Source organism: Streptomyces lateritius (assembly GCF_014649715.1).
Lineage (GTDB): Bacteria > Actinomycetota > Actinomycetes > Streptomycetales > Streptomycetaceae > Streptomyces > Streptomyces lateritius.
In genome coordinates, this window is sequence record NZ_BMTO01000001.1 from 628,152 (window position 1) to 651,562 (window position 23,411).

19 protein-coding genes and 1 riboswitch are annotated in these 23,411 nt (G+C 74.2%); of the genes, 7 read left to right on the top strand and 12 right to left on the bottom strand.

Annotated elements, in window-relative coordinates; translation table 11 throughout:
- The first annotated feature begins 171 nt into the window (after positions 1 to 171).
- A complete protein-coding gene (locus tag IE136_RS02935; RefSeq protein ID WP_158986100.1) occupies positions 172 to 1,707 on the top strand; it encodes an FG-GAP repeat protein in 1,536 nt (511 codons plus the stop codon).
- Positions 1,708 to 1,759: 52 nt separating this feature from the next.
- Entirely contained in the window at positions 1,760 to 2,845 is a 1,086-nt protein-coding gene (locus tag IE136_RS02940) for an amidohydrolase family protein (protein WP_158986098.1), read from the top strand.
- Between the two features lie 76 nt (positions 2,846 to 2,921).
- Here the strand turns inward: IE136_RS02940 and IE136_RS02945 are convergent, their stop codons facing one another.
- The 3 genes from IE136_RS02945 to IE136_RS02955 form a co-directional block, all read right to left on the bottom strand.
- A complete protein-coding gene (locus IE136_RS02945; RefSeq protein WP_158986096.1) occupies positions 2,922 to 3,257 on the bottom strand; it encodes an NIPSNAP family protein in 336 nt (111 codons plus the stop codon).
- Positions 3,258 to 3,375: 118 nt separating this feature from the next.
- On the bottom strand, positions 3,376 to 3,936 hold the full coding sequence (locus IE136_RS02950; protein WP_158986094.1) for a GNAT family N-acetyltransferase: 561 nt from the start codon (positions 3,934 to 3,936) through the stop codon (positions 3,376 to 3,378).
- Positions 3,923 to 6,136 carry a penicillin acylase family protein gene (locus tag IE136_RS02955; RefSeq protein ID WP_189599296.1) on the bottom strand — a complete coding sequence of 738 codons (2,214 nt, stop codon included), beginning with the start codon at positions 6,134 to 6,136 and terminating at the stop codon, positions 3,923 to 3,925. Before IE136_RS02955 ends, IE136_RS02950 begins: the two co-directional genes overlap by 14 nt.
- Before the next feature lie 78 nt (positions 6,137 to 6,214).
- On the opposite strand from IE136_RS02955, the gene IE136_RS02960 reads away from it, so the two are divergent.
- Positions 6,215 to 6,934, top strand: coding sequence for a siderophore-interacting protein (locus IE136_RS02960; RefSeq protein ID WP_158986090.1), 720 nt, complete (start codon positions 6,215 to 6,217; stop codon positions 6,932 to 6,934).
- Positions 6,935 to 7,239: 305 nt separating this feature from the next.
- Entirely contained in the window at positions 7,240 to 8,226 is a 987-nt protein-coding gene (locus IE136_RS02965; RefSeq protein ID WP_158986089.1) for an SCO1860 family LAETG-anchored protein, read from the top strand.
- A gap of 124 nt (positions 8,227 to 8,350) precedes the next feature.
- Here IE136_RS02965 and cobC read toward each other — a convergent pair whose 3' ends face one another.
- Positions 8,351 to 9,916 (bottom strand): Rv2231c family histidinol phosphate aminotransferase CobC, encoded by a 1,566-nt coding sequence (cobC, locus tag IE136_RS02970; protein WP_189599297.1) that lies wholly within the window; start codon positions 9,914 to 9,916, stop codon positions 8,351 to 8,353.
- Positions 9,913 to 11,085: a bifunctional cobalt-precorrin-7 (C(5))-methyltransferase/cobalt-precorrin-6B (C(15))-methyltransferase gene (locus tag IE136_RS02975; RefSeq protein WP_189599298.1), complete on the bottom strand. Its 1,173-nt coding sequence runs from the start codon at positions 11,083 to 11,085 to the stop codon at positions 9,913 to 9,915. Before IE136_RS02975 ends, cobC begins: the two co-directional genes overlap by 4 nt.
- 68 nt (positions 11,086 to 11,153) lie before the next feature.
- On the opposite strand from IE136_RS02975, the gene IE136_RS02980 reads away from it, so the two are divergent.
- Complete coding sequence (locus tag IE136_RS02980; RefSeq protein WP_158986083.1) at positions 11,154 to 11,930, top strand: ZIP family metal transporter; 777 nt, start codon at positions 11,154 to 11,156, stop codon at positions 11,928 to 11,930.
- Between the two features lie 2 nt (positions 11,931 to 11,932).
- Here IE136_RS02980 and IE136_RS02985 read toward each other — a convergent pair whose 3' ends face one another.
- From IE136_RS02985 to IE136_RS03015, 7 genes are all read right to left on the bottom strand, one after another.
- Positions 11,933 to 13,345 (bottom strand): cobyrinic acid a,c-diamide synthase CobB, encoded by a 1,413-nt coding sequence (locus IE136_RS02985; protein ID WP_189599299.1) that lies wholly within the window; start codon positions 13,343 to 13,345, stop codon positions 11,933 to 11,935.
- Entirely contained in the window at positions 13,339 to 13,947 is a 609-nt protein-coding gene (cobO, locus tag IE136_RS02990; RefSeq protein ID WP_158986079.1) for a cob(I)yrinic acid a,c-diamide adenosyltransferase, read from the bottom strand. The genes IE136_RS02985 and cobO overlap by 7 nt, the downstream gene beginning before the upstream one ends.
- Positions 13,947 to 16,022 (bottom strand): putative cobaltochelatase, encoded by a 2,076-nt coding sequence (locus tag IE136_RS02995; protein ID WP_158986077.1) that lies wholly within the window; start codon positions 16,020 to 16,022, stop codon positions 13,947 to 13,949. The genes cobO and IE136_RS02995 overlap by 1 nt, the downstream gene beginning before the upstream one ends.
- A 47-nt stretch (positions 16,023 to 16,069) precedes the next feature.
- On the bottom strand, positions 16,070 to 17,575 hold the full coding sequence (locus IE136_RS03000) for a cobyric acid synthase (RefSeq protein WP_158986075.1): 1,506 nt from the start codon (positions 17,573 to 17,575) through the stop codon (positions 16,070 to 16,072).
- Positions 17,572 to 18,534, bottom strand: coding sequence for a cobalamin biosynthesis protein (locus IE136_RS03005; RefSeq protein ID WP_189599300.1), 963 nt, complete (start codon positions 18,532 to 18,534; stop codon positions 17,572 to 17,574). Before IE136_RS03005 ends, IE136_RS03000 begins: the two co-directional genes overlap by 4 nt.
- Before the next feature lie 35 nt (positions 18,535 to 18,569).
- Positions 18,570 to 18,707: riboswitch (cobalamin riboswitch) on the bottom strand.
- A gap of 122 nt (positions 18,708 to 18,829) precedes the next feature.
- Complete coding sequence (locus IE136_RS03010; RefSeq protein WP_158986071.1) at positions 18,830 to 19,051, bottom strand: hypothetical protein; 222 nt, start codon at positions 19,049 to 19,051, stop codon at positions 18,830 to 18,832.
- 12 nt (positions 19,052 to 19,063) lie between these two features.
- A complete protein-coding gene (locus IE136_RS03015) occupies positions 19,064 to 20,320 on the bottom strand; it encodes an inorganic phosphate transporter (RefSeq protein ID WP_189599301.1) in 1,257 nt (418 codons plus the stop codon).
- Positions 20,321 to 20,726: 406 nt separating this feature from the next.
- Here IE136_RS03015 and IE136_RS03020 point away from each other — a divergent pair, with 406 nt between their 5' ends.
- Both IE136_RS03020 and IE136_RS03025 read left to right on the top strand, forming a co-directional pair.
- Positions 20,727 to 21,854 (top strand): alpha/beta hydrolase, encoded by a 1,128-nt coding sequence (locus tag IE136_RS03020; protein WP_158986067.1) that lies wholly within the window; start codon positions 20,727 to 20,729, stop codon positions 21,852 to 21,854.
- Between the two features lie 115 nt (positions 21,855 to 21,969).
- On the top strand, positions 21,970 to 23,400 hold the full coding sequence (locus tag IE136_RS03025) for a hypothetical protein (RefSeq protein WP_189599302.1): 1,431 nt from the start codon (positions 21,970 to 21,972) through the stop codon (positions 23,398 to 23,400).
- The last annotated feature ends 11 nt before the right edge of the window (positions 23,401 to 23,411 follow it).

Genomic DNA, 23,411 nt, shown 5'->3' on the forward strand with positions numbered 1-23,411 from the left:
GCGACCCGGTGGGGCGGCTCCGGGCCGGCCGTACGCAAAACAGACCATCCCCCGCGTACAACCCTGACGCCGCATCCGGTGTCGAACAGGACGCCGGGGAAGGGACGGGCCTTCTCCGGACACACCCCCGCAGCCGCCCGGAGATCCTCTGTTGCATCCAGGAGCCGCTCCATGCGCAAGCACCGCACCGCCGCTCTCGCCGCCGCGACCTTCCTCCTTGTCGCGGGGGCGGGGATCGTCACCGCGCCGGCCGCCCACGCAGGAGTCCCCGGTTCCACCCGCGCCGGCGACCGCAACTGCGACTTCGACGGGGACGGTCACGACGACGTGCTCGTCGGCGCCCCCGGCGCGACCGTCGACGGCCGGCCCGCCGCCGGCCTCGTCACCGTCCAGTACGGCTCGCCCCGCGGCATCGGCACGGGTACGGGCACGGGAGCCGGTCGCGCCGCCGTCCTCAGCCAGAACACCCCCGGCGTGCCCGGCGCCGCCGAGACCGGAGACGCGTTCGGCAAGGCCGTCGCCACCGGAGACCTCGACGGGGACGGCTACGACGACGCGATCGTCGGCGCCCCCGGTGAGGACATCGGCACCACCGTCGACTCGGGCGGCGCCGTGATCCTCTGGGGCTCCCCGAAGGGGCTCGTCGGCTCCCGCAGCCAGTGGGTCGACAGCTTGCTCGGCCCGGCGGCCGGCGCCCGCTTCGGATCCGCCTTCGCCGCCGCCCGCTTCACCGCCGAGAGCCCGGGGGACCAGCTGATCGTGCTCGACCGGCGGTACGTGGAGTGGCACCGGTTCGCCCCGGCGCCGCAGCCGGGCGCGGCACGCGAGGACCGTGCGGCCCCGCTCATCCGAACCTCCCCGAACTCCCCGCAGGCCGACGCTGATCCGCCGCGCGAACTCGTGGCGAAGTCCCTCACCACCGGCGACCACGACGGCGACGGCTTCGCCGACCTGGTCGTCGGCGGAGTGACCGCCGGCGCCGAACCGGGGCACGGCTGGTCCTGGTACCTCTCCGGCGGCCGGGACGCGCTGACCTTCGAGCGCGAGCTGCGCGGCGGCCCCGCCACCGCCTCCGGCGACATCGACGGCGACGGCTACGACGACCTCGTGACCGGCGAGCCGCACAGCCCGGACGACGGCGGCGAGTCCATGACCGGCGGCCTGGTCGGCGTCTATCTCGGCGGCCCCCAGGGCCCGGCGGGCGTCGACGGGGTCGGCACCCCGCCCCGCTGGTGGACCCAGGACTCCCCGGGCGTGCCCGGCGCCTCCGAGCGGGGTGACGGCTGGGGCTCCGACCTGTCCGTCGCCGACACGAACGGCGACGGGTACGCGGACGTGGCGATCGGCGCCCCGGGGGAGGACATCGGCTCGGTCGCCGACGCGGGCACGGTGACCCTTCTGCGCGGGACGCCGGCCGGCGCGACCGGCAGCGGCGCCCGGTCGTGGACGCAGGACTCGTCCTCGGTGCCGGGCGCGGTCGAGCGGGGCGACCGGTTCGGCACCCAGGTCCGGCTGTTCGACACCGACGGCGACGGCCGCTTCGGACTGCTGGCGGCGGCGCCCGGCGAGAACACCGGTGACGGGCACGTATGGGTGTTCCCCGGCGCGCCCGGAGGTCCGACCGCCGTGGGCTCGTGGACGTACGCGGCCGGGTCCCTCGGGGCCTCGTCCGTGGACGCCCGCTTCGGTGAGGCGATCGACGAATGAGCGGCGCCCGACCGCCGTTCGACGGGCCGGCCGCCCCTCGTAGAGTGCAGGCATGAGCGATCGCGTGGTGCTGCATGTGAAGGGGCGGGTGCTCGTCGGCCCGGAGGACGTACGGGACGAGTTGTGGGCGGTCGACGGCCGGATCACGTACTCCCGGCCGTCCGGTGACGCGCTGACCGTGACCGGCTGGGCCCTGCCCGGCCTCGTCGACGCCCACTGCCACGTCGGGCTCGACCGGCACGGGCCCGTCGACGAGGCCACCAGCGAGAAGCAGGCGCTGACCGACCGCGACGCGGGTACGCTCCTCATCCGGGACGCCGGATCGCCCTCCGACACCCGCTGGATCGACGAGCGCGAAGACCTGCCGAAGATCATCCGCGCCGGCCGTCACATCGCCCGCACCCGCCGCTACATCCGCAACTACGCCCACGAGATCGAGCCCTCGGAACTGGTGGCGTACGTCGGGCAGGAGGCCCGCAGGGGCGACGGCTGGGTGAAGCTCGTCGGCGACTGGATCGACCGCGAGGCGGGCGACCTCACCGCCTGCTGGCCGCGCGCCGAGGTCGAGGCGGCGATCGCGGAGGCGCACCGCCTCGGCGCCCGGGTCACCGCGCACTGCTTCGCCGAGGACTCGCTGCGGGACCTGGTGGAAGCGGGCATCGACTGCGTCGAGCACGCCACCGGACTGACCGAGGAGACCATCCCCCTCTTCGCGGAGCGGGGCGTCGCCATCGTGCCGACGCTCGTCAACATCGCCACCTTCCCCCGGCTCGCGGACGGCGGGGAGGAGAAGTTCCCGCGCTGGTCGGCACACATGCGCCGGCTGTACGAGCGCCGGTACGACACCGTCCGCGCCGCGTACGACGCCGGTGTCCCCGTCTTCGTCGGCACGGACGCGGGCGGCTCCCTGGCCCACGGCCTGGTCGCTGCAGAGGTCGAGGAGCTGGTCAAGGCGGGCATCCCGCCCCTCGACGCCCTGTCGGCCACTGCCTGGGGCGCCCGCGCCTGGCTGGGCCGCCCCTCCCTGGAGGAGGGCGCCCCCGCCGACCTCGTCGTCTACGACGAGGACCCCCGCGCGGACGTCCGCGCCCTCGCGGCGCCGCGCCGGGTGATCGTGAACGGCCGAGTGATCGGCTGACCGGCCGGCTGACGGGGCGGCTGACCGGCCGGGCACGTGCGGATGCCGAGATGCACACGATCAGGTGACGGCTGCCTCACTCACGGCGGAGGGCCCAGGCGGCCTCCTCGGGTACATCGAGGACGATCGTGTGGGAGCTGTCGATCCGCGACACGATGGCCTCGCGGGGACCGAGCCGCCAGACGTCACTGCCGTAGAACTCCTCCTCCTGGTCGTGCCGTTCATGGAGCGAGGCGAACGCGCGGATCAGGTACGCCTCCTCGTGTCCTTCCTCGGCCACCAGGGAAGCCCCGCAGTCCACCACGCGGATGCCGGCCTTCTCCAGCAAGGGCACCGACTCCTCCCGCATCACGCGGACGAACTCGTCGCGGGTGCCGGGCTTCAAGCGGTACGTGCGGATCTCAAGAATCACAGCCGGTCTCCTGCGGTAGCGCGGTCCTGGTCGGCACGACACCTCGTGCCCGTGACCCACGAAGATTACGGGCAACCGCGGGCCCGCCGGCCCTCCCGCCCGCCGGCCCGCCGGCCCGTCATCGCGCCAGGAACGCCAGGCGCGCCTTCTTCTCGGGGATGAAGACCTCCGGGAGGTCCACCTCCGGCAGGACGACCTCAGGGCCCAGTTCGAACCCGGCCCGCACCAGCCGGGCGATCGCCTTCTCGTTGTCCGCGTCCGGCTCGGCGACGATCCGCGTCCGGCCGGTCAGCGCGAAGTCGATCAGCGCGGTCAGCAGCCAGGCGGAGAAACCGCGTTCGGGGACGGGGGTCGGTGCGATCAGCAGGTGCACACCGATGTCACCCGGCCGGACCTCGTAGCACTCGCTGACGCGGTCGGCCTCGGGGTCGTACGTCTGGAAGAGCGCGACCGGTTCGCCGTCCCGGCGGACCAGGAAGCCGTGGTGCGTGGTGAGCGAGTCCAGGTGGGCGTAGATCTCCCGTACCTGCTCCAGCGTCGTACCGCCCATGCCCCAGAACCGGGCCCGGTCCTCGTTGACCCAGCCGTGGAGGAGTGCGGCGTCGCGGTCGGGGTCGACGCGGTCGATCCCGACGGTGCCGAAGCCCTCGACGGTCCGGACGTACTCAGCGGGGGTCATGGTGCTCCTTGGTGAGGTGGTGCCAGGCGGTGGTGACGGGGACGAGCTCGCCCCGCAGCCACAGCGGGAGTTGGTCGAGGTGGTGGGGGTCGCCCGCGACGCCGGAGGCGCCGAACGGCACGACCCAGAGGCTGTTGTCGCGGTCGGCGAGGTCCCAGACGTAACGGGCCGCCGACGCGCGGGCGCTGCGGTCCGTGTATCCGGGCACGCTGGAGGTGGACAGCACGCAGTCGTGGTCCCCGCCGAGGCCCGGCCACCGCGCGTCGGCCGTGGTGTCGGCGTCCGGCAGCGCCTGCCAGGGAGCGAGCCGGTGGGTGACGCCCCAGGCCGGCGGCTCAGCCCCGGCGGCGACCTCTTCGAGGGCCTCCCGGACGATCTCGGCGGTGTCCTCGGGCGGTACGGGACCGGAGACGAGCAGCGTCTCCAGGGCGAACGCCACGCGCGGGCCGAGGGCGAGCCACGGCTGGAAGAGCGCGGGGTAGGCCGCCGGTTCCCGCAGCGCCTTGAAGGCGGGGTGGGCGGCGACCCGCCGCACCACGGCGCCCCGGACGGCGGCGTAGAGCCCGGCGTCGGTGCTGTCCGCCTCCATCCGGCGGTCCCAGGCGAGCAGGCGCCCCCGGACCGCGGACGCGGAGGGGGACAAGCCGCCCCGTGCCCGGATCGCCTCCAGAAGGGGCGCCGCCGAGGGGTTGTCGGTGTCGGTGTGGACCGCCGTCATGGCCTGCGGAGTCCAGGACGTCGACTCCGCGAGGAGCGCGTCGATCCGGGCGGCCCGGTGCGCGGGGGCGAACTCGACGCCCAGAGGAGCCGCCAGATCCCGCGCGTTGGCCATGACCGCGTGGCCGTCGACGTCGGCGCGTGGCAGGGCCGCCGGCTTCTCCTGCCAGGCGTGGGCCGCTTCCCAGGCCGGCACGATGCGCAGGGAGTTGGACCGGGGCCGTACGGGGACGTGGCCCGCGATCCTGTGCAGCAGACCGCCCTCGGTGTCCGCGGCCTGGACCACGTTGACCGGTTCGGCCCAGCCGTCCACGGCGCGGTCCACATCGGCGACGGTGCGGGCGGCGAGCAGCTCGGGCAGGACGCCGAAGCCCAGTTCGCCGGTCACCCGGGGCGGATACCGGAGACTGATCGCCTCCCAGACGCCGTCACCGCCGTCACCGCCGTCGACGTCGCTCACGCCGTCAGGGTCGCCGGAGCCGGAGCCGGAGGCGCTCGCCGCGTGCTCCCGGCCCCCGTCCGGGCCCGTGTCCCGGCCCCCGTCCGGGCCCGTGTCCCGGCCCCCGTCCGGGCTCGTGTCCGTGATGATCACCGGCCCCCGCTCCGTCTCGATCACCTCCACCTCGACCGGATCCGCGCCCGCGACCCCGAGCGTCTCGCGGTGGACCGACGCCGGGCGCCAGCCGTCGGGGCCGAGCGCCTCGACCCCGCCGTCGCCGGTCCGCCGCAGCCGCTCCCGGTACAGGTCCTGGTAGTCGGCCATGGCGTTGGTGATCGCCCAGGCCACGCCTCCCGTGTGGCCGAAGTGGGCGAGACCCGGCACGCCGGGTACGGCGAGGCCCACCACGTCGTACTCCGGGCAGGCCAGGCGGATCTGCTGGTAGACGCCGGGCGCCTCGATGAACCGGTGCGGGTCGCCCGCCACGATCGCCGCACCGCTCTCGGTGCGTCCGCCCGCGACGACCCAGCCGTTGGAGCCCGCCGTCCCGGGGCCGTCCGTGGCGAACAGCTCCGTCCACTCCTCGCCGAGCCGGCGCGCGACCTCGTCCCGCCACAGCTTGGTGGGGAAGCCGGCGAAGAGGATGTGGGTGGAGAGCCAGACCGCCAGCGGCGTCCAGGGCTCCCAGCGCCCGGGCTTCAGTCCCGTCGCCGCGAACTCGGGAGCCCGCCGGGCCCCTTCCGCCAGGCCGGCCTGGACCCCGTCCACGTACGCCCGCACCCACCGAGCGGTCCCCGGGTCGAGCCGGTCGAAGCAGCGGCGCGCGGTGTCGGCGAGCCGTGCCCGTCGTACGAAGGTGTCCCAGCCGGTCTCCGCGGCGCCGAGGAACGCGGCCGTGGTGCCCTGCGCCCGGTGCCGTTCGACCTCCAGCTGCCAGGCGCGGTCCGCGGCGGTCACCCGCCCCTGCGCGAAGGCGAGTTCATCGGGGTCGGCGGCGCGCAGATGCGGGATCCCCCAGCTGTCCCGGTAGACCTCGATGCTCACTCCGACCTCGATCCGTCCAAATTTCTTAGGTTAGGCTGACCTAAATAAATCTACAGGACCCCAGGGGAGGGGATTGCGGTGGGGCATGGCTGGGAAGGCGTCGTCCTCAAGCTGTTTCGCGGCAAGGACTTCACATTCACCGTGACCGGAGCCGAACAGGTCACCGAGCACTACCGGCGGGTGCATCTGAAGGACGGGGGCCTGCTCGCCGCCGCCGGCGTCCACCCGACGATGTGGGTGCGCCTCTGGTTCGACGACGCCGGCAAGCCGCACCAGCGCGCCTTCACCCTCGTCGACCCCGACCCGGCGGCGGGCACCTTCAGCCTGGAGTTCGCCCTCCATGACGGCGCCGCGAGTCGGTGGGCCCGCTCCTGCGCCCCCGGCGACACCGTCGAGGCGACCCTGCAGGGCACGGGCTTCACCGCCCCCGAGCCGCAACCCGGACGCCTCCTCGTGATCGGCGACCCCGCCTCCCTGCCCGCGATCAACTCCCTCCTCGACGCCCTCCCGGGCGTCCCGGCCACCCTCTGGTTCGAGACCACCCACGGCTCGGACGACGAGCTTCCGGTGCGGCTCGACCCGGAACGGCACGAGCTGCGCAGGGTGCCACGTCAGGGCGGCGGAGCGGCGCTCGTGGATCGGGTCAGGAGCGAACTGCCCGCCCTGCTCGGGGAGGACCCGTACGTCTGGGTCGCCTGCGACACCGCGACGACCCGCACCCTCGCCTCGTACCTGCGCAAGGAGCTCGCGCTGCCCAAGGAGCGGGTCCACTCCCTGGGGTACTGGCGCGCCTCCTGAACACCGGCGGGGCGTCGAGTCGTCGAGTTGACCGTCCGTTACTCGGGACCGGCGTGACTCGTTGACACACTTCCCGTGTGCGCCCGCGTGTTGTGCAACGCGCGGGGCGCCCGGGAACGCGTGTGCCGAAAGAATCGAATATGGGCGCGGAAACCCCCCTTTGGAGTGAACTCACGTCAGGTGTCTGACGGTTCACTCTCCGTGCGTAAAGATTCCGGTGTCTCAAGTCGTCGACGCCGCACCGACCCGATGTCCCCGTGGTGAGCGGCCGGCGACGCCATGTCTCTTGTGGGGGTTCCACCACCTTGAACAGCAACACCTTCCGCATGCCCGTACGCCGTACCGCCGCAGCCGCGACCGTCGCCGCCCTCGCCGTGGGCCCCGTGCTGCTCGTGGCCCCGGCGGCGCACGCCACGGGCGGCGAAGGGCGCGCGACCGCCGTGGTCCTACGGACCGGCCTCGACGTCTCCCTGCTCGGCAAGACGGTGGACGTGCCGCTGCGGGCCTCGCTCAACGAGGTCGAGGCGCCGGAGAGCGAGAACAGGACCGCGCTGACCGTGAAGGTGGAGGGGGCCGAGAACAACCGGCCGATCGACATCCTGCGCGCCGACGTCGCCACCTCGAAGGCCACGGTGGAGAAGAACAGGTCCGAGGGTCACGTGAACCTGGTCAAGGCGCGGGTCCATGTCCCCGGCATCCGCGCCCTCTCCCTGATCGAGGTCGAGAAGGTCACCTCCAAGGCGGTCTGCGAAGCCGGCAGGCAGCCGGCCACCGAGTCGAACGTGCTCGGCCATGTGACCGTCTTCGGCAAGAAGACCACCCTGTCCACGGGCGGACAGACGAAGGTCTCGGTGCCGGGCGTCGGCGACGTGACCCTCGACCTGTCCCGCACCTCCACCACCTCCCGCACGGCGGCGGCGACGGCCCTCGAACTGAAGGTGGAGGTCGATCCGCTGAAGCTGGGCGTGGCCGAGGTCAACGGCGTGGTGACGCTCGCCGAGGCGACCTGCGAGACGCCGAAGGGCACGGGTCCCACCGGGAAGCCCACACAGAAGCCGACAGAGGAGCCGTCCGAGGAGCCCGGTGAGCGGCCCTCGCAGGAGCCCTCCGCCCGGCCCACCGACGCCGGCGGCGCACAGACCCAGAACGGCGGCTCCACGCCGGCCGGCCAGAACCTCGCCGAGACCGGCGGCAGCTCCACGACTCCGTACCTCGCGGGCGGCGCCCTCCTCCTGCTCGGCGTGGGCGGCGGCGCCCTCGTTCTGGCACGGGGCCGCGGCGCCCGCGGCTGACACCCCCTGAGGAGAGGGCGGTGCTGACGGCACCGCCCTCCCCCACGCCCGGGCACGTCCCGCCCGGGCACTCACCTCATGTCCGGGTACGTCCCGCCCGCGCCTCACGGCCGCACGGGATTCCCTACGGCGTGCCCGCCATCAACAGCGCCTGGTCCAGGGCCTGAAGGAAACGGTTCGTCGTGATCCGGTCGCGGACGGCGAGCCGGAGCCAGTTGCGGTCCAGGCCCGGGAAGGTGTCTCCCCGCCGCGCCGCGAACCCAAGTGCCCGCAGCCGCTCCCGTACCGCGTCCGCGCCGTCGATCCGGACCAGCACGAACGGACCCTCCGCCGTGGCGACCGCCCGCACCTCGTCGAACTCCGCGAGCCCGGCCAGCAGATGCGCCCGCTCCACGCTCGTCCGGTGCGCCGCGTGCTCCGCCTCCGCCAGCGCCGCCCGCGACACGCACGCCTCCGCCGCCACCAGCGCGGGCGTCGACACCGGCCACAACGGCTGCGCCCGCTGCAGGGTCGCGATCGTCTCCGGGTGCGCGAGCACATAGCCGATCCGCAGCCCCGCGAGGCCCCAGGTCTTCGTCAGGCTCCGCAGCACCACCAGACCCGGCACGTCCGTCCGCCCGGCCAGCGCCTCCCGCTCACCCGGCACCGCGTCCATGAACGCCTCGTCGACCACGAGCGTCCGCCCGGGCCGGGCCAGCGAGGCGATCGTCTCCGCCGGGTGCAGCACGGACGTCGGGTTCGTCGGGTTCCCGATCACCACCAGGTCCGCGTGCTCCGGCACCGCCGAGGGGTCGAGCCGGAACCCGTCCTGCTCGCGCAGCAGCACCCGGCCCACCTCGTGCCCGGCGTCCCGCAACGCCGCCTCGGGCTCGGTGAACTGCGGGTGCACCACCACCGGCCGGCGCGCCGGCAGCGCCCGCGCGAGCAGCACGAACGCCTCCGCCGCTCCCGCCGTGAGCAGCACCCGGCCGGCCGGCAGATCGTGCCGCTCGGCGACGGCGGCCCGCGCCGCCCGTCCGTCGGGGTAGGCCGCGAGACTCGTCAGCGAGTCCGCGATCCGCTCCCGCAGCCAGTCCGGCGGTGTGTTCGTGCGGACGTTGACCGCGAGATCGATCAGCTTCTCGTCCCGCACCTCCGCGTCACCGTGGTGCCGCAGATCGTGGACGTCTGAATGCGTGTGGGTATCCATGGCCGCCGTGGGGTGATGAGTGGGGGGTGTACGGGGCTCCGTCTGACCAGCGATGTACCCCTGTCCCGGGGGCAACAACCGTACGGCAGCGGACTCTTCGTTCGGACGAAAGGGGGCGGAGCGGGCCAGAGCGCACGTCGCGCGCGCGGATTTCCGCTTCGCCACGAGAAGCCCGGCACCGGGCCCCGCCGCCAGCAGCGCCGCGGCCTCCGCCACCGACGCCGTACCCGTCGCCGTCAGCGGAGCCTGCGAGGGATGCGGTACGGGTACGGCGGCCAGCGCCTCGGCCCCGAACGCCCGCAACGGCACGCCGAGCCGCTCCGCCGCGCCCAGGAACCCCGGCTCGGCCGCCCGCGCCTCCAGCGTGGCGAGCGCCGCCACGTCGGAGCCGGTCAGCCCGGCCTCCCGCAGGACCTCCGTGACCAGGGCGAGGACCTCGTCCGTGGACACCCCGCGCCGGGCACCGACCCCGACCGTCACCCCCGCCGTCGTCCCGCTCACCGTGTCCCCCACACCAGGAAGACCGGCGCCGCCGGGGCCATCGACGAGGACCCGTCCGGCAGCGTGAGCAGACGCTGGGACTGCAACAGCACTCCTTCGGCCGCGAAACCGCAGGACTCCAGCGCCGAGCGGACCGGCGTCACCTGCTCCAGGGCCGTCACCGCGACCACGACCGCGCGCCGCGCGCGCCGGGCCGCCGCCAGGACGATCGCCTTCAGCTCACGGCCGCCGCCCCCGACGAACACCCCGTCCGGATCGGCGAGATGGGAGAGAACCGTCGGCGCCACCCCGTGCACCGCCCGCACCTCCACGCCGTGCGCGGCCGTGTTCGCCCGGATCCGCTCGACACCGGCGGCGGTCTTCTCCACGGCGACCGCCGCCGCGCCCAGCCGGGCGCACTCGACCGCCACCGCGCCACAGCCCGTCCCGATCTCCCAGACCAGGTCCCCGGCCCGCGGCCCGAGCCGGGCCAGGGCCAGCGCCCGTGCCTCGTACGGCAGAACGGAACCGTCGGTCGCCCCGAACTCCCGGTCGGGGAGCGCCCACCGGCCCGGACCGCGCAGCGGACCCGTCACCGCGGGCGCCGTCCCCTCCGCCCGCGACTCGTCCAGACAGACGACGAGGCTCACCCCGTCCCAGGTGCGGCACATCGCCTCGGCCGGCTCCACCCGCTCGAAACGCTCACGGAACGGATCGCCGAGCGCCGAGAAGACCACCAGCGTCCGCGAGGTCACCCGGTGCAACAGCTCCGCGCCCAGCTCCGCCGGACCCACGCCGGGCCCCGGGAGCACGGCCACCTTGGGATGGGCCCGGCACACGTTCACCGCCCGGTCGAGCGCGTTCTCGTGCAGCTCCGAGCCGTCCGCCACCACCGCGTCGTCCCACGCCAGCCCGAGCCGCGCGAAGGCCACCCCCACCGCCGCCGGACCCGGCCGCACATCCAGCGCCCGCGAGCCGAACCGCCGCTCCAACGTCCGTACGACTCCGAAGAACCCGGGATCGCCCAGGGCACGTACCACCGCACGCGTTCCGCCCTCGGCCGCGTGCTTGCCGATCAGGTCGAGCTCCCCCGTCGTCAACTCGTCGCCCCGTACATCCACCACCAGTGCCGGTTCCCCCGCCCATGAGCCCGCGTCAGCGCCCGCACCGCTTCCGATCACCGTGATCACGCCACCAGCCTCCCCACGGGACGTCCGGCGATGTGCGCGGTACGCGCACGATCGGATAGCAAAGGCGCATGGCCGTTCTCGTCGCGCTCGGCGCGTTCCTCATGACGCTCTTCGGCGGCTGGACGGCCCAGCGCGTCACCGACCGGCGCCACCTGGTCCTCGGCCTCGCCGGCGGACTGATGCTCGGCGTGGTCGGACTCGACCTGCTGCCGGAGGCCCTGGAGGCCGCCGGCGACCCGGTCTTCGGCGTCCCGCAGGCCCTGCTGCTCTTCGTGGGCGGCTTCCTCCTCGCCCACGCGGTCGAACGGCTCCTGGCAGTCCGTCAGGCCGCGCACGGGGTCGGTGCGGATTGGGGAGCAGCGCGAAGCGCTTCGATGAGAGGTGGAGGTCGGGCGACGGGCGGGCGAGCCCCGCAGGTCGGACTCACGGCGGCCGCCGCCATGGTGGCCCACAGCCTCATGGACGGCATCGCCCTCGGCGCCGCCTTCCAGGTCGGCGGAGGGATGGGCGCCACCGTCGCGGTCGCCGTCGTCACCCACGACTTCGCCGACGGGTTCAACACGTACACGATCACCAGCCTGTACGGGAACGCCCGCCGCAAGGCCGTCGCGATGCTGGTCGCGGACGCGCTCGCCCCGATCCTCGGCGCCGCGTCCACCCTCCTGTTCACCCTTCCGGAGGAACTGCTCGGCAGTTATCTCGGCTTCTTCGGCGGCGCCCTGCTCTACCTCGCCGCCGCCGAGATCCTGCCCGAGGCCCACCACGAGCACCCCGCCCGCTCCACCCTGCTGTGCACAGTGGCGGGAGTCGCGTTCATCTGGCTCGTGGTGGGCCTGTCTGCCTGAACTCACGTGCCCGACTCCGCTCCCGGGCCGCGCTCACAGTGCGCGACGAACCGCACGGCCGCCTCCGGGGCCCCGGCCCAGTGGGTGTGCACATAACTGGCGTGCACCCCTCGCTGGACGAAACCCTCCACGCGCCGCTCCGGCTGCCGCAGCCCCCAGGCCGCGGCCGCGCCCGCGCCCGGTTCGATCACGGTCCGGTGGAACTCGTGTCCGCGCATCCGTGTCCCGGTCGCGGCGAGCGGACTGTCGCTCACCGCCACCGCGTCCCGGTACCCGAGCGTGAGGCGTGACGACATCCGCGCGTCCGCGTCGAGCACCCCGCACATCGGCGTCCCGTCCAGCGACCGCGCGAGGTACAGCAGCCCCGCACACTCGGCGGCGACGGGCGCGCCGGACCGCGCGAGCTCGGCGACGGCCTTACGAAGCGGCTCGTTGGCGGACAACCCGGCCCCGTACATCTCGGGGAACCCTCCGCCGATGACGAGCCCGGAGGTTCCTTCGGGAAGGGCCTCGTCGCGGAGGGGATCGAACGTGACGACCTCGGCCCCGGCGGCGGTGAGCAGTTCAGCGTGCTCGGCGTACGAGAACGTGAACGCGGCGCCACCGGCAACCGCGATACGAGGTTGCGGGCAGCCGGCCCGCAGGACGGGAGTGGTGGGCACAACCGGCTCACCGGCGGCCGGCCGCCCCGCGAGGGCGGGGTCCCACGCCTCGGTGTGCAGTTCCGGCGCGCTCCGGGCAAGCGCGAGCAGCGCGTCCAGGTCGCACCCGGCCCGTACCTGCTCCGCCTGCGCGGACACCGCCTCCACCGCCGCCGACTGGCGCTCCGCCACCGGCACGAGCCCCAGGTGCCGCGACGGCGTCGCCACCGCGGGCGCCCGCCGCAGCACCCCCAGCACCGGCACCCCCGACTCCCCGAGGGCCTCACGCAGCAGGTGCTCGTGCCGGTCGGTCGCGACCTTGTTCAGGATCACGCCGCCGATCCGCACCTCCGGGTCCCAGGACGCGAACCCGTGCACCAGCGCCGCCACCGACCGCGACTGCGACGAGGCGTCCACGACCAGCACGACCGGCGCCTTCAGGAGCTTGGCGACCTGCGCCGTGGACGCCAGCTCGCCCTGGTCGGCGGCGCCGTCGTACAGGCCCATGACCCCCTCGACGACCGCCAGGTCGCAGCCGCGCGCCCCGTGCGCGAAGAGCGGTGCGATCAGCCCCGTACCGCACATGTACGCGTCGAGGTTCCGGCCCGGCCGGCCGGTGGCGAGCGCGTGGTAACCGGGGTCGATGTAGTCCGGTCCCACCTTGTGCGGGGAGACCGCCAGGCCACGGCCGGCGAACGCGGCCATCAGGCCGGTCGCGACCGTGGTCTTGCCCGCGCCGGAGGACGGCGCGGCGATGACGAGACGTGCTACCACTCGATGCCCCGCTGGCCCTTCTGACCGGCGTCCATCGGGTGCTTGACCTTGGACATGTCCGTGACCAGGTCCGCGAAGTCGACCAGTTCCTGCGGCGCGTTGCGTCCGGTGATGACGACGTGCTGGTGGCCGGGGCGGTCGCGCAGCACCTCCACGACCTCCTTGGTGTCGATCCAGCCCCAGTGCAGCAGGTAGGCGAACTCGTCGAGGACGTAGAACTTGTACTTCTCCTCGGCGAGGTCCCGCTTGACCTGCTCCCAGCCCTCGCGCGCCTTGTCCTCGTGCGACTGCTCGCCCTCGGCGACCTCGCGCTGGATCCAGGACCAGCCCTCACCCATCTTGTTCCAGGTGACGGTCCCGCCCTTGCCGGTCTCGCCGAGCGCCTTGAGGGCGTTCTCCTCGCCGACCTTCCACTTGGCGGACTTGACGAACTGGAACACCCCGATCGGCCAGCCCTGGTTCCAGGCGCGCAGCGCCATGCCGAAGGCGGCGGTCGACTTCCCCTTCCCGACGCCGGTGTGCACCATCACCAGCGCGCGGTTGCGGCGTTGGCGGGTCGTGAGACCGTCGTCGGGTACGACGGTCGGCTGTCCCTGCGGCATTACGCGGCCCTCCTCGTTGACTGTCCTGCCTGTACGTTCCTGACCAGCCCCGCGATCGAGTCCGCGCGAAGCTCGTCCAGGGTCACCGCGCTGCCGCCGAGTTCGCGGGCGAGGTCCCCGGCGAGACCGAGCCGCACCGGGCCGGTCTCGCAGTCCACGACGACGGCAGCCGTGCCGTCGGCGGCGTGCAGCCGCGCCGCGCGGGCGGCGAGCGCCACCGGGTCGGCGCCGCCGCCGGTCGCCCGGCCGTCGGTCACGACGACCAGCAGGGGCCGGCGCGACGGGTCGCGCAGCCGCTCGACGCGCAGCACGTCATGCGCCTTGAGCAGCCCCGCCGACAGGGGTGTACGCCCACCCGTCGGAAGCAGCTCGAGCCGGGCGGCGGCCGCGTCCACCGAGGACGTCGGCGGCAGCGCGACCTCCGCGTCCCGGCCCCGGAAGGTGACCAGGCCGACCTTGTCGCGCCGCTGGTAGGCGTCGAGGAGCAGCGAGAGGACGGCTCCCTTGACGGCGCTCATCCGCTGCCGGGCCGCCATCGAGCCGGACGCGTCGACGGCGAAGAGCACCAGGTTCCCCTCGCGGCCCTCCCGGGTCGCCTGCCGCAGGTCGTCCCTGCGCACCACGAGCCCCGGGCCCGACCGCCCGCGTGCCTTCTGATGCGGGGCCGCGGCCCGCACGGTCGCCGTGAGGTGCAGCTTGGTCAGCGCACCACGCGGCCGTACGGCCCCGGTCGTCCTGCCGTGCTCGGTACGGGCCCGGGAGCGGCGCCCGGCCGCGCCCTCGCCCAGGCCGGGCACGCTGAGCATCTTCGTACGGAAGGGCTCGGCGGCCTTGACGGCCGCGCGCTCACCCGCGCCGGCGCCGTCCGGGCCGGGCGCGGGAGCCGGGGCCTGTTCCGCACCGTCGTTTCCGCCGCCGCTCTGGCCGTCGTTCCCGCCGTCGCCCTCGGGCGCGGAGTCCGGCCCCTCGCCCTGCGGCGGCACACCGCCACCGCCACCCGGCCCGCCCGGCCCCTCCGGGCCCGGGTCCGGATCCTCGTCGCCCTCGCCCCGGCCCTCGTCCTCGCCCTTGAACTGTTCCAGGGTCTCGTCGAGCTTCTCCTCGTCGAGACCGGGCGCGTCGAAGGGGTTCCGGCGCCTGCGGTGGGGCAGCGCCAGCAGCGCCGCCTGCCGTACGTCGTCGGAGGTGACGTCGGTCCGCCCCGCCCAGGCGGCGAGCGCCGTCGCGGTGCGGGCCATCACGATGTCGGCCCGCATGCCGTCCACCTCGAACGCCGCGCACGTCGCGGCGATCTGGAGCAGCGCGGCGTCCCCGAGCGTCACCTGCGGCAGCAGCGCGCGGGCGGCCGCGATCCGTTCCCGGAGGGCACTCTCCTCACCGGCCCAGCGGGCGGCGAAGGCGGCCGGACCGTCGTCGAAGGCCAACCGGCGGCGCACCACCTCCACCCGCTGCTCGGGCTCGCGGGAGGCCGCGACCTCCACGGTCAGGCCGAAGCGGTCCAGCAACTGCGGCCGCAGCTCACCCTCTTCGGGGTTCATCGTGCCGACGAGCAGGAAGCGGGCCGCGTGCCGTACGGAGACGCCCTCGCGCTCCACGTAGGACGAGCCCATGGCGGCGGCGTCGAGGAGCAGGTCGATCAGGTGGTCGTGGAGGAGGTTGACCTCGTCGACGTAGAGGATCCCGCGGTGCGCGTCGGCGAGGAGCCCCGGCTCGAAGGCCTTCACCCCGTCCGCCAGCGCCTTCTCGATGTCGAGCGCGCCGACGAGCCGGTCCTCGGAGGCGCCGACGGGCAGTTCGACCATCCGCGCCGGCCGCGCCGACGCCGGCGCGACCTCGTGCGGTCCGTCGGGGCAGCCCGGGTCCGGCGAGGCCGGGTCGCAGCTGAACCGGCACCCCGCGACCACCGGCACCTCGGGGAGCAGGTCCGCGAGGGCGCGCACGGCCGTCGACTTCGCGGTGCCCTTCTCGCCACGTACGAGGACACCGCCCACCGCCGGGCTCACCGCGTTGAGCAGCAGCGCGAGGCGCAGGTCGTCCATGCCGACGACGGCGGTGAACGGGTACCGGGTGCTCATCGGGCGGTCAACTCCTTCAACTCGTTGATGTCCGGGTGGCCGTGGGCTCACGGCGCGCCCGGCGGGACGAACGGCAGCCCGGAGGGCGGGCCGTTCTCGATCAGCCGCAGCAGCGCGTCCGTGTCCGCGTGTTCCTCGATCAGGTCGCCGAGCCGGTCCAACTGCTCCTCGCGCAGGTCGCCGAAGCTGGTGTCGGGCGCGGGCACGAACCGCCGCCCGGCCGCCGCCGCCACCTCCCGCAGGAACGCCCGGCGGAAGCCGTCGCTCTCCAGCGAGCCGTGCCAGTGCGTCCCCCAGACCGCGCCGACCCGGCAACCGTCCAGGAAGCCTTCGCCGCCGAGGACTTCGGCGACGCCGTGGTGGATCTCGTACCCCTCCACCCGCTCGTCGAGCGCCTCGCCGACCGGCCGTGCCAGGGTCTTCTCGGCCGCGAACCGCACCCGTACCGGCAGCAGTCCGAGACCGTCCACCGCCCCGGCCTTCGATTCGACCTCGTCCTCGATGTGCTCCCCGAGCACCTGGAAGCCACCGCAGATGCCGAGCACCGGCCGGCCCTCGGCCGCCCGCCGGGCCAGCGCGTCGGCCAGGCCGCGCTCCCGCAGCCAGGCCAGCGCCTTCACGGTGCCGCGCGTGCCCGGTACGACCACGAGGTCCGCGTCGACCAGTTCCTCCGCGCGGTCCACGAAACGCACCACCACGCCCGGCTCGGCCGCCAGCGCGTCCACGTCGGTGAAGTTGGACATCAGCGGCACGGCGCAGACCGCGACCCGCAGCACGTCCTCGCCGACCGGCGGCGCCACGACCGACTCGCGGACGGTGCCGCGCAGCGACACCCGTAGGCCGTCCTCCTCGTCGATGCCGAGCCCGTGCGCGTACGGCAGGACACCGTAGGTCCGGCGCCCGGTCAGGCCGAGCAGCATGTCCAGGCCCGGTTCGAGCAGCGTCACGTCACCACGGAACTTGTTCACCAGATACCCGGCCACGAGCGACTGGTCCTCGGGGCTCAGCAGCGCCGTCGTCCCGAAGAACTGGGCGAACACCCCGCCCCTGTCGATGTCGCCCACCACCAGCACCGGCAGCCGCGCGGCGCGCGCGATGCCCATGTTCACGATGTCCGTGCGCCGCAGGTTGATCTCGGCCGGACTGCCCGCCCCCTCGCAGATCACGGCGTCATACGTGCCCCGCAGCTCCTCCAGGCACGCCAGGACCGGCTCGAACAGCTCCTTCTGCCGGCCCCCGTGGTAGCCGCGGGCGCTCAGTTCACCGACCGGTTTCCCCATGAGCACGACCTGGCTGGAGCGGTCGCTGCCCGGCTTGAGCAGTACGGGGTTCATCAGCGCCGTGGGCTCGACCCGCGCGGCCTGCGCCTGCATGGCCTGCGCGCGGCCGATCTCCGCGCCCTCCCTCGTCACGAAGGAGTTCAGGGACATGTTCTGCCCCTTGAACGGGGCGACCTTCACGCCTTGGCGCACCAGCCAGCGGCAGATGCCGGCCGTGACGACGCTCTTGCCCGCGTCCGAGGTCGTGCCGGCGACCAGCAGTCCGCCGCTCATATCCGCCTCCGCTTGATCGCTCCCATGACCAGCCGTCCGCCGACACAGGCGGCCAGCGTCAGCCCGGTCACCCGGCGCGACAGCCGTACCGCCCGCTCGATGTCCGCCACGTCCACGTCCCTGCCCTCCCCGTTGAGCACGGGCCGGTGCTCGACCCGCCCGCCGTACGACAGCGTGCCCCCGAGCCGAACGCCGAGCGCCCCCGCGAACGACGCCTCGACCGGGCCGGCGTTGGGGCTCGGGTGCTCGGCCGCGTCCGCCCGCCACGCCCGTACCGCTCCGCGCGGATCCCCGCCCGCGACCGTCGCGAGCACGGCCGTCAGGCGCGCACCCGGCCAGCCCGCGAGGTCGTCGAGGCGGGCCGAGGCCCAGCCGAACCGGCGGTACCGGGGGGACTTGTGGCCGCCCATCGCGTCCAGGGTGTTCACGGCCCGGAAGCCGACCAGACCCGGAACGCCCGCGACGGCCCCCCACACCAGGGCGCCCACGACCGCGTCGGAGGTGTTCTCGGCGACGGACTCCACGACGGCGCGGGCCATCGCCGGGCCGTCCAGGGAGTGCGGGTCGCGCCCGCACAGATGGGGCAGCCGCTCGCGGGCCGTGTCGAAGTCTCCGGCGCTCAGCGCCTCGCCCACGGCGCGGGCCTCCCTGCCCAGGGTCGTACCGCCGACGACGGCCCAGACGGAGGCGGCGGTCAGGGCGATGGACGCGGTGCGCCGGCCCCGTACCGTACGGGCCGCGAGGGCGCCCAGGGCGGCCGTGCCGCCCGCGCAGAGGGCGGTGTGCAGCGCGCCCCAGCCGCGGTGGTCGTGCCAGAGAAGCTTCTCGACGGCTCCGGCGGTCCGCCCGAACGCGGCGACCGGATGGCCGCGGCGGGGATCGCCGAGGAGCAGGTCCGCGGCCAGACCGGCGGCGGCACCGTACGCGAATACACCTGTGGCTGCGGAGCGGCCGGGCATGGCGCTGTGTCCTCACTCAGGGTCCGCGCCCTGGCTCGACGTGACCGGCGGTGAGAGTTCCTGGCTCCCGGGGGTCTTCCCCGGTCACAGTGGCGGGACCGCGCCGGATTCGCACCGGACTTCCTCTTCTGCCGCCGTAATGGCCCCGGAAGTCCACCACGCTGCGCGAACACCCGTCAACTCGCCTGTGACCTGCGGCGCGAGAGTGTGCGCAGCCCCACACGGCGGCCACGCACGACGACCGGGCGGGCCGCACCCGAAGGTGCGGCCCGCCCGGTCGTCGGAGCGTGTTCTGTCAGGCCACGATGAGAGAGATCCCGTACACGACGGCCGCCGCGCACAGGGCGAAGCAGGCGTACGCGCCGGTGCGCGCCAGGGTGGCCGAGCCTCCCTGGGCGGCGGCCTGCTCCTGCTTGGAGAGACCGACGATGCCGAGGGTGAAGAGGCCCACGAGGGCGACGGTCGCCACGAGGCTGACTCCGAAGACGGAGCCGAGAGCTGCCCAGTCGATCTTCATGTCGTTCGTTCCTTACACCGTGGCCGAGGCTGCGGGGGCTGCCGGGTCCGCGGGGGCCGGCGAGGGGATGGTGGTCTTCAGTTCCTCGTCCGCGACGGCGGCGACGGAACCGGGCGGCGGCGGGGCGACGGCCGCGATGGCGGTGGTCACGACGCCCGCGGGCTCGGTCTCGACGTCGTTGACGTTGGTGTGGTCGACCACCTGACGGCGGGAGACGAGCCAGATGGCGACGCAGGAGGCGACCAGGAAGGCCGCGACGGTGTAGACGCCCCAGTCGCCCTGCCGGGCGACGTACTCGGCTCCGGCTCCGACCAGGCCCGCGGCCGGAAGGGTCAGGCCCCAGGCGACGAACATCCGGGTGGCGGTCGACCAGCGGACGACACCACCCTTGCGGCCCAGACCCGCGCCCATGACGGCGCCGGAGCAGGAGTGCGTGGTCGAGAGGGAGAAGCCCAGGCTGGAGGAGGCCAGGATGACCGTGGCGGCGCTGGTCTGGGCGGCGAAGCCCTGCTGCGGCTGGAGGTCGGTGAGGCCCTTGCCCATCGTGCGGATGATGCGCCAGCCGCCGAGGTAGGTGCCGAGCGCGATCGCCACACCGGCGGAGACGATGACCCAGACGGGCGGGTTGGAGCCGGGGACGAGGACGCCGCCGGCGACCAGGGCGAGGGTGATGATGCCCATCGTCTTCTGGGCGTCGTTGGTGCCGTGGGCGAGGGAGACGAGACCGGCGGACGCGATCTGACCGGCCCGGTAGCCCTTCTCGGTGGTCTTCTTGCCGGCGTTCCTGTCGAGGCGGTACGTCAGGCGGGCGGCGAGCATCGCGGCCAGGCCGGCGACCAGCGGGGCGGCGAGCGCGGGGATGAGCACCTTGGTGACGACGACCCCGCCGTTGACGCCGCTGACGCCGATCGAGGCGATGGTCGCGCCGATGAGGCCGCCCATCAGCGCGTGGGAGGAGCTGGACGGCAGGCCGACCAGCCAGGTCAGCAGGTTCCAGAGGATCGCGCCGACGAGCGCGGCGAGGATGACTTCGGGTTGGATGCCCTCCTCGTTGACGAGTCCCTTGGAGATCGTCTTGGCAACCTCCACCGACAGAAACGCGCCGACCAGGTTGAGCACGGCGGACATGGCCACCGCCGTCTTGGGCTTGAGGGCACCGGTCGAGATGGTCGTCGCCATCGCGTTGGCGGTGTCGTGGAAACCGTTCGTGAAATCGAACACGAGAGCTGTCACGACCACAATCGTGAGCAGCAGCGTGATGTGTTCCATTTACCCAGGCAATCGTTCGACGTCAGTGGCTGGTCGAACGTAAGCAACCTGGGTGAACGGAAGATGAACTGGGTCGGGCGGTGTGGTGACCCGATCCAGGGTCCAGGGATTCCGCTTACGGATTCGGCGAACCGCCTGTCCACGATGCGGTCGCCGTGCGACCCCGGGTAATCCGGGCGTTTGCGGGGCGGATACGACATGCTCCGCTTCCGCCCCTCCCGTCCCGTGTCACTCCGTGGACGGCTTCGGGCGGTGTCGGCCGACCCGGCGCCCCGCCGAGGAGATCCATGTCACCCCGGAGAGGGAGTCGGGGGAGGGAGCATCCAGCCGCCCGGGCGCGCGGCGGCCTGTAGCGGAACGGGTCCGTCCGGTGGCACGCCGGCGCCGTCCTGCCGACACTGGGACGGTGCGCCCGGCTACAGCGACGGCAGCGGCCGTCACCACTCTGCTCGGTGTCGGCGCGGCCGCGGTCGCGGCCGGCCGGTACGCCAGCGACGCCGCCCTCGGGGTGTCGTCCGGACGCCCCCTGCCGGGTGACCCCCGGCTCACCGTGCACGCGGCGGAACCCGGCCGGGTCACCCTCACCCGGAGCCTGGCCTCCCTGCGCCCCGGCACGTACGGGATCGAGGGACCGGACCTCCACGCCGTGGTCGGCCCCGTCCTCGACCGGGTCCCGCACACCGCCGACACCGTCGTGCGCCGTCTGGAACGGGTCGAACAGGGCACCCCGGAGCCCGGCGCCCGGGTCCGGCTCACCCCAGAGCTGCACACCGGCACCCCGCTCACCGCGCTCGGCCTGGACCACCGGGACGTCGAGATCCCCGGGGAACTCGGCACCCTGCCGGCCTGGCACGTCCCCGGCCCGCGACCCGTCTGGGTGATCGCCGTGCACGGTCTGGGCACCACCCGCCGGCACACCCTCAACCTCGTCCCCTTCCTGGCCCGACGCCAGGTTCCGGTCCTGTGCCTCTCCTACCGGGGCGACCAGGGCGCGCCGCCCGCCCCGGACGGCCTCGGCCACCTCGGCGACTCCGAGTGGCGCGACGTCGACGCGGCCCTCCGCTTCGCCGTCCGCGAGGGCGCCGCGGGGGTCGTCCTGCACGGCTGGGGGACCGGCGCGGCGATGGCCCTGCGCGCCGCCGCGGACTCCGGTGTACGGGACGTGATCCGCGGCCTCGTCCTGGACTCCCCGGTCCTCGACCCGGAGGCCACCCTGCGCAACCTCGCCTCCGCCCGCCGCGTCCCCGGCCCGCTGCTGCCGCTCGCCGTCCGCGCCGCACAGGGCAGGACGGGAATGTACCGCGACCGGCTCCGCGCCTTCGTCGACCCGACCGCGCTGCGCGTGCCGGCGCTGATCCTCCACGGTCCCGACGACACGATCGCGCCCTGGGAGCGGTCCGTCGAACTGGCCGCCCGCCGCCCCGAACTCGTCACCCTCCACACCGTCCGCAACGCCCCGCACGCCTCCATGTGGAACGCCGATCCGGTCGCCTACGAGGAGGCCCTGCGGCGCTTCCTCACCCCGCTGCTCTAGCCCGCCCCCGCGCCGCCGCCGCCGGCGGGCGTGCCGGTGATCCTCATTCCGATTGGGCTTTCGGGCCGTCAGCGGGAAGACTGCACCCGTGACGTCTCGAAAGCCTGATGAGCAAATGGCGCGCAACTCCAGACTCCGACTCGTCCGTCCGCGGGCACTCGCCACCGCCCGACGGGCCGTGACGACCCGGCGCAACCGGCCGGCGCCGCGGCCCCCGGAGGGCACTCCGCCCCGCGCGGAACTGGCCCGCGAGGCGCGGACCGTCCTCGCGGACGCCGTACGGATCGCCCGCTGGGCCGCCGTGGACCGAGGCGCCGGAATCTCCCCGGCAACCGACGCCGAGGCCGTCGCCACCGAGGAAATGGCCGCGGCCGCACTGGATCTGACACCCGAGCAGGTCCGGGCCGGCTGGGACCGCGCTCGGCTCGCCGGCCTCGTCGAACTCCACGGCCACACCGCCCGCCCGGGCTGGCGCCTGCAGGCCTGGGACCGCGACGACTCCGCCGTACTGCGCGGCTGGGTCGCGCTGTTCGACGCCTGGTCCCTGGTCCACCCCGCCCCCGAGGACGTCGCCCCCAGCGCCGTCGCCGAGGTCGTCGAGGCCGTCCCGCAGGTGCTCTCCCTGCTCCAGCTCTCCGCCGGGCCCGTGCTCGTCCCCGCCCTCCTCGACCTCCTCCGCCAGCGGGTCGAGGAGCTGCGCGAGGAGCGCTGCGAGGTCCCCCTCCAGGGCGCCGCCACCGACGCCGCCCCGGCCGACCCCGGCACCGACGGGCTCTCCGCACTCCTCGACTGGGCCCTGGAAGGCCTCGCCGCCGTCGGCGCGCTGACCCTCGACGAAGGCACCGAAGGCACCCAGGGCACCGGAGACGCCGGAGGCACCGGGGGCTCCCACGTCGGCCAGGCCACCCTCACCCCGCTGGGCAACTGGGCGGTATGGGTCAAGCTGGAGCAGATCTGCGTCGCCGCCCAGAGCCCCGAGGGCAACATCGAGCAGTCCGCCGAGGACATGCTGCGCGGCTGCGCCCGCCTCACCCCCGGCCCGGCCCGTGACGAGTACCGCGCCTGGCTCGCCGCCCGCACGCTCTCCAGCGCGGTCACCGAACTCCTCGCCGTCGCCCGTGGCGAGGACGCCCTGCTGCGCGGCCTCGCCTTCGAGGCGCTCCGCGTCGTCGGGGCCCCTGCGGAGGCCGAGGTCCGGGCCGCCGCCGAGGAGCCCTCGCTCCGCCCGTACGCCCTGCTCTGGCTCGCCGAGTACGACGGCGCGGACCCCGACGACGCCCAGGACGTGCTCACCCGTGAGGAGGCCACCTGGCTCTGGGTGGACACCGCCGCGGCCGTCGCCGACCACGGCGAGAGCACGCTCCTCGTCCGTCACCTCGACTCCGCCGTCCAGGGCACCGTCCCGGCCCTGCTCGACGAGGTGCGTGCCGTCGGTCACCCCCGGACGGTCCAGGTGCTCGTGGCGCTCGCCGCCGCCCACCCCGACCCCGCCCTCGCCAAGGCCGTCCGCCGGGCGGCCTTCCAGGTGCACACCGGCGGATCCTGACGCTCCGGCCG